8 protein-coding genes are annotated in these 7772 nt (G+C 70.8%); 4 read left to right on the top strand and 4 right to left on the bottom strand.

From position 1 onward, the window contains the following. Positions 1-34: 34 nt before the first annotated feature. The 3 genes from ABD714_RS04100 to ABD714_RS04090 are packed head-to-tail and all read left to right on the top strand — an operon-like array spanning position 35 to position 2312. Positions 35-1066: an ABC transporter permease gene (locus ABD714_RS04100; protein ID WP_344810992.1), complete on the top strand. Its 1032-nt coding sequence runs from the start codon at positions 35-37 to the stop codon at positions 1064-1066. Between the two features lie 2 nt (positions 1067-1068). Beyond that, entirely contained in the window at positions 1069-1896 is an 828-nt protein-coding gene (locus ABD714_RS04095) for an ATP-binding cassette domain-containing protein (RefSeq protein ID WP_344810991.1), read from the top strand. Between the two features lie 5 nt (positions 1897-1901). Continuing rightward, positions 1902-2312: a universal stress protein gene (locus ABD714_RS04090; protein ID WP_344810990.1), complete on the top strand. Its 411-nt coding sequence runs from the start codon at positions 1902-1904 to the stop codon at positions 2310-2312. Positions 2313-2378: 66 nt separating this feature from the next. Here the strand turns inward: ABD714_RS04090 and tgt are convergent, their stop codons facing one another. The 4 genes from tgt to hrcA all read right to left on the bottom strand — a co-directional run bounded on the left by tgt (position 2379) and on the right by hrcA (position 6685). Then, entirely contained in the window at positions 2379-3644 is a 1266-nt protein-coding gene (tgt, locus tag ABD714_RS04085) for a tRNA guanosine(34) transglycosylase Tgt (RefSeq protein ID WP_344810989.1), read from the bottom strand. 70 nt (positions 3645-3714) lie between these two features. Then, entirely contained in the window at positions 3715-4458 is a 744-nt protein-coding gene (locus ABD714_RS04080; protein ID WP_344810988.1) for a 16S rRNA (uracil(1498)-N(3))-methyltransferase, read from the bottom strand. Continuing rightward, positions 4455-5627 (bottom strand): molecular chaperone DnaJ, encoded by a 1173-nt coding sequence (gene dnaJ, locus ABD714_RS04075; RefSeq protein WP_344810987.1) that lies wholly within the window; start codon positions 5625-5627, stop codon positions 4455-4457. Before dnaJ ends, ABD714_RS04080 begins: the two co-directional genes overlap by 4 nt. 47 nt (positions 5628-5674) lie before the next feature. After that, positions 5675-6685, bottom strand: a complete 1011-nt coding sequence (gene hrcA / locus ABD714_RS04070; RefSeq protein WP_344810986.1) for a heat-inducible transcriptional repressor HrcA — start codon at positions 6683-6685, stop codon at positions 5675-5677. A 187-nt stretch (positions 6686-6872) separates the two neighbouring features. Between hrcA and ABD714_RS04065 the strand changes: the two genes are divergently transcribed. Further along, the gene (locus ABD714_RS04065) at positions 6873-7724 is read left to right on the top strand and encodes an MBL fold metallo-hydrolase (RefSeq protein WP_344810985.1); all 852 of its coding nucleotides are present in this window, start codon (positions 6873-6875) and stop codon (positions 7722-7724) included. Positions 7725-7772: the final 48 nt, after the last annotated feature.

Genomic DNA, 7772 nt, shown 5'->3' with positions numbered 1-7772 from the left:
CGCACCCCCTCTCGCACAAGGCAAGGAAGCCCTCATGAGCGTCGATACGACCGCGCCGGCGTCTGCTGCTGAGCAGTTCGCGCTGCGTCGGCAGTCACCGATCCAGCGACTGCAGCACGTGCTGCACGCCCACCCCTCGATCAGCCCGCTGCTGGTGCTGATCGTCTCCTTCATCATCTTCACGATCTTGAACCCGCGGTTCGCCGCGCCGGGCACGATCGGCATCATCCTGCAGCAGACAGCTGTCATCGCCGCGCTGGCCATCGGCCAGACGCTGGTCATTCTGACCGCCGGCATCGACCTGTCCGTCGGCGCCGTGGCGATCCTGTCGTCGCTCGTGATGGCCACGCTGTCGGCCCAGAACGGTCTCCCCGGCTGGCTGGCGCTGGTGCTCGGCATCGGGGTCGGTGTCCTCGCGGGTGCCGTCAACGGTCTGCTGGTGACCCGGTTGAAGCTCCCGCCGTTCATCGTCACCCTGGGCACCCTGTCCATCTTCACCGCGATGGCGCTGCTCTACTCCGGTGGGCAGGAGATCGGCCGTCGCGATCTGCCGGCGATCATCAACTGGACGGGCACCCCGATCATCCTCGGCCCGTTCCGCATCACCACCGGGGTCCTGCTGGTGGCTGTCCTGGCCCTGATCGTCGCGTTCTGCCTGTCCCAGACCGCGTGGGGTCGCCACGTCTACGCCGTCGGCAACGACATCGACGCCGCCCGCCTGGTCGGCATCCGCGTCGACCGGGTCCTCCTGTCGGTCTACACCGTCGCCGGACTCCTCTACGGCATCACCGCCTGGATCCAGATCGGCCGGGCCGGCACCGCCTCGGCCAACGCCATCGTGGACGCCAACCTCGACTCCATCACCGCGGTGGTGATCGGCGGCACCAGCCTGTTCGGCGGACGCGGCGCCATCATCGGCACCATCCTCGGCGCGCTGATCGTCGGCTTCTTCCGGATCGGCCTCAGCCTGGCCGGGGTCGACGACCAGTGGCGGGTGCTGGCCACCGGTCTGCTCGTGATCATCGCCGTCTCCATCGACCAGTGGATCCGAAAGGTCAGGTCCTGAACATGAGTGCAACCCCCACCGAGGCCGTGACCGGCATCGGCAACCCGCCGGTGCTCGCCGATCCCTCCCAGACCGTCCTGTCCGCTCGTGCGCTGATCAAGACCTTCGGCAAGGTCATCGGTCTGGACGGAGTCGACCTCGACCTGTTCCCCGGCGAGGTGCTGTCGATCATCGGCGACAACGGCGCCGGCAAGTCCACGTTGATCAAGACCCTGACCGGAGCCCTGATCCCCGACTCCGGTCAGGTGTTCCTCGACGGTCGGCAGGTCAGCTTCAAGACCCCGCAGGACGCCCGGTCGTCGGGCATCGAGACCGTCTACCAGACCCTGGCCGTGGCCCCGGCTCTGGACATCGCGGCCAACATGTTCCTCGGACGGGAGCGTCGTCGGCCGGGCATCCTCGGCTCGGTGTTCCGGATGATGGACAAGGCCGGCATGAAGGACGACGCCGCCACGTCGATGGCCAACCTCGGCATCGCGACGGTGCAGAACATGTCGCAGGCCGTCGAGACCCTGTCCGGCGGCCAACGCCAAGCCGTCGCCGTGGCCCGGGCGGCCACGTTCGCCACCAAGTTCGTGGTGCTGGACGAGCCGACCGCCGCCCTGGGGGTGAAGGAGACCGGGCAGGTGCTGAACCTGATCCAGCAGATCAAGGCCAAGGGCCTGCCGGTGATCCTGATCAGCCACAACATGCCCAACGTGTTCGAGGTGTCCGATCGGATCCACATCGCTCGCCTCGGCGGCTGCGCGGGCGTCATCACCCCGAAGTCCCACACCCCGACCGAGGCGGTGGCGATCATGACCGGCGCCACCACCCTGGCCAGGGGCTGATCACGGTGACCGGTATCCGCAGCCACGTCCTGGTCGGCTACATCCCCACTCCGGAGGGGATCGCGGCCCTCGACTACGCCATCGCGTACGCCGAGCAGAACGAGGCGCGGCTGACAGTGGTCAACACCGCCAAGGACGGCGACTACGCCCACCCGCAGTTCGCCACCGCGGAGGACGTCGACACGATCGACGACCTCCTGGCCACCAGGAAGGTGGAGCACACCATCGTGCGCCCCACCGACGGCAAGCCCGCGGCCGAAGCCATCCTCGACACCGCCGCGGAGGTGGGGGCCGACACGATCGTGATCGGTGTCCGCCGCCGTTCGCCGGTCGGCAAGATGCTGACGGGCAGCACCGCCCAGGCGATCATCCTGCGAGCCGACTGCCCGGTGATCGCGGTCAAGCCGCAACCCTGACCGACCCGCACCCGGGCTCCTGTCGGAGAACCTGACCGCTCGTGGTCAGCCCGACAGGAGTCCGGGTCAGCGCACCGGGTAGTAGCGCCCGAGCGTCTCCGCCTTGAGGTCGGCGTACGAGCCGTCGGAGACGGCTGTCCTGATCCGGTCGACCAGGGCGACGACGAACCGCTCGTTGTGGATGGTGCACAGCGTCGCCGCCAGCATCTCCTTGGCCTTGAACAGGTGGTGCAGGTAGGCCCGCGTGTAGTGCGTGCAGGTGTAGCAGTCGCACTCGGCGTCGATCGGCTCGAAGCACCGTCGTGATCCCGCGGTGTTGACGTTGAAGCGTCCGTCGCGGGTGTAGACGGCCGCGTTCCTGGCCACCCTGGACGGCGACACGCAGTCGAAGGTGTCCGCGCCGTTCTCCACGCAGGTGAACAGGTCGTCGGGCTCGGAGATGCCGAGCATGTGCCGGGGCCTGTCCTCGGGCAGCTCGTCACTCACCCAGCCGGTGATGGTGCCCAGGTTCTGCTTCTCGAGGGCCCCTCCGATGCCGAAACCGTCGAAGGAGTGGCCGTCGATCTCCACGGCGGCCAGATCGCGGGCGGCCCGCCGCCGCAGGTCCTCGTACTGCGCGCCCTGGACCACCCCGAAGAGCGCCTGGTACGGCGCGGTCGCCCGCTCGGCGGTCAGCCGCCGGTGCTCGGCCAGGCAGCGCACCGCCCACGCGTGGGTGCGCTCGACCGAGCTCTCCTGGTAGCCGCGGGTGTTCATCAAGGTGGTCAGCTCGTCGAACGCGAAGATCACGTCCGCCCCGAGCCGGTGCTGCACCTGCATGGACACCTCGGGGGTGAAGCGGTGCCGGCTGCCGTCCAGGTGGGAGGTGAAGGTGACCCCGTCGTCGTCGACCGCAGCCAGCCGGTTCTTTCCGGCCGCCACCACGTCGTCGTCGGCCAGCCCGGCGGTGTCCATCGCCAGCACCTTCTTGAAGCCGACCCCGAGGCTCATCACCTGGAAGCCGCCGCTGTCGGTGTAGGTCGGACCTGGCCAGTTCATGAACCGCCCCAGTCCCCCACCGGCCTCCACGACGTCGGCCCCGGGCTGCAGGTAGAGGTGGTAGGCGTTCGCCAGCACGGCCTGGGCACCCAGCTCGGCCACGGTCTCGGGCAGCACCGTCTTCACCGTCGCCTTCGTCCCGACCACCACGAAAGCCGGTGTGGCGATGGTGCCGTGCGGCGTGGTGATGGTGCCGGTCCGGCCGGCTCCGCCGGCGAGGGTGTCGCCGACCTCGAAGCCGAAACCTGTCCCCGGGGCGGAGGGCGGCGCCGGTGACGGAGAAGCGCCGCTCACGAGGCCGCCGACGGCGTGTCGCCGGTGTGTCGCGGGCTCGAGGTGCGCCTTTCCGTCACGTCGCGCCGCATCAGCCCGTCCGCCCACGCAGCATCAGCCCCGCGCAGGCGACCACGCCGGCCGTCGAGGTCCGCAGGACGTGGGGCGTCAGCAGCGTCGGGCGACCGCCCACCGCCGTCAGGGCGGTCAGCTCGTCCGGCGCGAGGCCGCCTTCCGGTCCGACCACCAGCAGCACCTCGCCTGACTCCGGCAGGCTGACCGAGGCCACGGGTGCGGCGGCGTCCTCGTGCAGCAGCAGGGCGACGTCGGCGGCCGCGATCCGCGTGGCCAGCGTGCGGGTGTCGATCGGCTCGGCCACGGTGGGCACCCACAACCGGCGGGACTGCTTCGCGGCCTCCCGCGCCGAGCTCCGCCAGCGGGCCAGCCCCTTCGTGCCTCGCTCGCCCGACCAGCGCACGATGGACCGGGCGGCCTGCCAGGGCACGATCTCGGTCACGCCGACCTCCGTCAGCAGCTCGACCGCCAGCTCACCGCGGTCCCCCTTGGCCAGCGCCTGGACGACGACGAACCGGACCGCGGGGGCCGGTTCCTCCCGGTGCCCGAGCACCTCGACGGTGATGCTCTGCTTGCCGGTGGCCACCACCGGCCCGGTGACGGCGCGGCCGGCGCCGTCGGCGAGCACCACGGTCTCGCCGAGGCGGATCCGGCGCACGACAGCAGCGTGCCGGCCTTCGGGACCGTCCAGCAGCACGGTCTCCCCCAGCCGCGGCAGCGGGTCGGGCAGTGCGGCGTGGAAGAGCGGTTCGGAGCTCACTGGCCGGCGAACGCGTCCCGCAGCCGACCGAAGAAGCCCTGGTTGTGCTTCTGCACCGAGCCCTCGACCGAGGTCTCCTCGCGCAGCTCCGACAGCTGGCGCAGCAGCTCGCGCTGCTCCTTGTCCAGCTTCGTCGGGGTCTGCACCATCAGCGTCACGCCCATCTGACCCCGCCCGTGCGACCGCAGCCGCGGCACGCCCCGACCGTCGAGAGCGACCCGGGTCCCGGACTGGGTGCCCGGCTGCACGGTGATCGTGGTGACCTTGTCCTCGTCGTCGGCGTCCTCCAGATCGGCCTCGAGGGTCTGCACCCGGATCTCGGTGCCGAGAGCGGCTGCCGTCATCGGGATCCGCAGCACCATCTCCAGGTTGTCACCGTCGCGCTGGAACACCTCGTGCGGAGCGACCTCGAGCTCGACGTACAGGTCACCCGCGGGTCCGCCGCCGGGGCCGACCTCGCCGTGAGCAGCCAGGTGGATGCGGTTGCCCGTGCTCACCCCGGCCGGGATCTTCACGTTGATGGTGCGGTTGGAGCGGACGCGGCCGTCGCCGGAGCACTCCACGCACGGGTTGGGGATCACGGTGCCGTAGCCGCGGCAGGTCGGGCACGGGCTGGTGGTGCGGATGTCACCGATGAAGGAGCGCTGCACGTGGGTCACCTCGCCCTGGCCGTGGCAGGTGGCGCAGGTGACCGGCTTCGAGCCCTCCTGGGCACCGGAGCCGCTGCAGCGGGGACAGAGCATCGCGGTGTCGACGCGCAGCGGCTTGGTGGTGCCGAAGGCGGCCTCGGCCAGCTCCAGCTCCAGCCGGACCAGGGCGTCCTGGCCGCGACGCGTCCGGGACCGGGGACCACGGGCGGTCTGCTGACCGAACATCGCGTCGACCAGGTTGGTGAAGTCGAAGCCTCCGTTCGCGCCGGCGAAGCCACCGTTGAAGCCACCGCCCATCCCGCCACCGAGCGGGTCGCCGCCCCGGTCGTAGAGGTCGCGCTTCTTGGCGTCACCGAGCACCTCGTACGCCTCCGCGACCTTCTTGAACCGCTCACCGGCGTCCGCCTCGGTGGCCACGTCGGGGTGCAGCTTCATCGCCAGCTGGCGGTAGGCCTTCTTGATCTGCTCAGGGCTCGCTTCGCGCGGGACGCCGAGGATCTCGTAGTAGTTGGTGCTCATCGTGTCCAGATTCTTCGGAGGGTTGGATTCTGTGAGAGGTCGATGGGTCAGCCCTCGGCCAGGAAGCGACCGACGTACCGGGCTACCGCCCGTACCGACGCCATCGTCGAGGGGTAGTCCATCCGGGTCGGACCGACGACGCCGAGGGTGGCCCAGCTGTCCAGCGCGGTGCCGTAGCCACTGGCCACCAGCGACGTGGACTGCAGCTCCGCGTACGGGTTCTCGCGGCCGATCCGGACCGTCACGATGTCGGTGGACGTGGCCTCGCCCAGCAGCTTGAGGAGCACGACCTGCTCCTCCAGTGCCTCGAGCACCGGTCGTACGGTGGTCTCGAACTCGTCACCGAACCGGGTGAGGTTGGGCATCCCACCGACCACGACCCGGCTGGAGGCGTCGCTGCCGAGCATGTCCAGCAGGGTCGCGATGCAGCCGCGCCCGATCGAGGAGATCGCGACCGGCAGCTCCGCGAGCAGCTGACCCAGCCTGGCCGCCGCCTGGCTGGAGACCTGCCCCACCGCCGCCGCGTTGAGCAGGGAGCGCACCCGGGTGAGCTCGTCGTCGGTGTGCTCGATCTCGACCACCCGCTGCTCGATGCGTCCGGTGGAGGTGATCAGGATGACCAGCAGCCGCTGGCTGGAGAGGGAGACGAGCTCGACGTGCCGCACCTCGGCGTGGCTGAGCGTCGGGTACTGCACGATCGCCACCTGCTGGGTGACCTGGGCGAGCAGCCGGACCGTCCGGTGCAGGATGTCGTCGAGGTCGACGGCCCCGGACAGGAAGGTGTGGATCGCCCGCTGCTCGGCCGGCGACAGCGGCTTGACCGAGCCGAGCCGGTCGACGAACAGGCGATAGCCCTTGTCGGTCGGGATCCGCCCGGCACTGGTGTGGGGCTGGGTGATGTAGCCCTCCTCCTCCAGCGCCGCCATGTCGTTGCGGACGGTGGCCGGGGAGACGCCGAGGCTGTGCCGCTCGACGAGAGCCTTGGAGCCCACCGGCTCCTGGCTGGAGACGTAGTCGGTCACGATCGCCCGGAGCACCTGCAGCTTGCGGTCGTCCACACCCTCTCCTCTGCTCGTCGTCACTCGCTGCTCCGCCGCGCGCCGAGTGACTCTGCTCTCCCTCGCCGTCCGCGCACGCCGAGCGTGGTTGCTCTCTCGTGGTCCAGACCGAGCCGGGCGCTTCGCTACGCCGTCGCTCGCGACGGGATCTTTGGCACTCTGACAGAGCGAGTGCCAGTCTAGTCACATGACCCAGCGCCCCGGCCCCTTCACTGCCGTGGCCGACCACGTCTACGTCTCGGTCGTGCCCTTCCCCGACGACCAGGGCTCCGGAGCGGTGAACGTCGGCCTGGTGGTCGGGTCCGAGGCGGCACTGCTCGTCGACGCGGGGGCCACCCCGGAGCAGGGTCGGCAGCTCCGCGAGGAGGTCGCGGCCGTGACGGCGCTGCCGGTGACCGCGGTGGTGCTGACCCACGCGCACTTCGACCACGCCTTCGGCGCCGGCGGCATCGACGCGCCAGCCGTGATCGCGCACGAGACCGTCGGCCCCTGGTTGGCCGGACCGGAAGCGGCGGCCGAGGCGGAGCGGGTGGGCGTCGACCAGCTGTCGCTGCCCCGACCCCGTCGCGAGGTGGCAGTGGCGGCCGCCGTCGACCTGGGTGGCGGTGTCCGGGTCGAGGCTGTTCACCTGGGCCGCGGGCACACCGACGGCGACCTCGTCGTCGTGGTCGCCGGGGCGGACGTGGTCTTCGCCGGGGACCTGGTCGAGTCCAGCGGCCCCCCGTCGTACGGGCCCGACTCCTACGCCCACGAGTGGCCGGCGACCCTCGACGGACTGATCGGGCTGACCACCGAGCGGACCGTGATCCTGCCCGGTCACGGCGCGCCGCTGGACCGGGAGGCGGTCTTCGAGCAGCGCGGCCGGGTCGCGGCCGTCTCCGGCGAGATCAGCCGGCTGGCCGGTCTGGGGGTGCGACCCGAGGATGCCGAGGAGCGCGGCACCTGGGCGCTTCCCTTCTCCGCCGTCCGCGAGGGGCTGGCCGCCGGTCTCACCCAGGCGCGCGCCGCGGACCCGCAACGGCGGCTACCGCTCGCCTGATCGGGCACGATGACCCTATGAACGCCTGGATGATCCCGTGAGCGACTG

It is taken from the genome of Microlunatus aurantiacus (genome assembly GCF_039536605.1).
Lineage (GTDB): Bacteria > Actinomycetota > Actinomycetes > Propionibacteriales > Propionibacteriaceae > Microlunatus > Microlunatus aurantiacus.
The sequence above is the reverse complement of the archived record's forward strand: the minus strand, read 5'-3'. Positions and strand labels throughout refer to the sequence as shown.

Bases quoted from the DNA above. Each gene is read 5' to 3' on its own strand.
- ABD714_RS04100 (WP_344810992.1), top strand. From the start codon at position 35: ATGAGCGTCGATACGACCGCGCCGGCGTCTGCTGCTGAGCAGTTCGCG.
- ABD714_RS04095 (WP_344810991.1), top strand. From the start codon at position 1,069: ATGAGTGCAACCCCCACCGAGGCCGTGACCGGCATCGGCAACCCGCCG.
- dnaJ (WP_344810987.1), bottom strand. From the start codon at position 5,627: ATGAGCACCAACTACTACGAGATCCTCGGCGTCCCGCGCGAAGCGAGC.
- ABD714_RS04065 (WP_344810985.1), top strand. From the start codon at position 6,873: ATGACCCAGCGCCCCGGCCCCTTCACTGCCGTGGCCGACCACGTCTAC.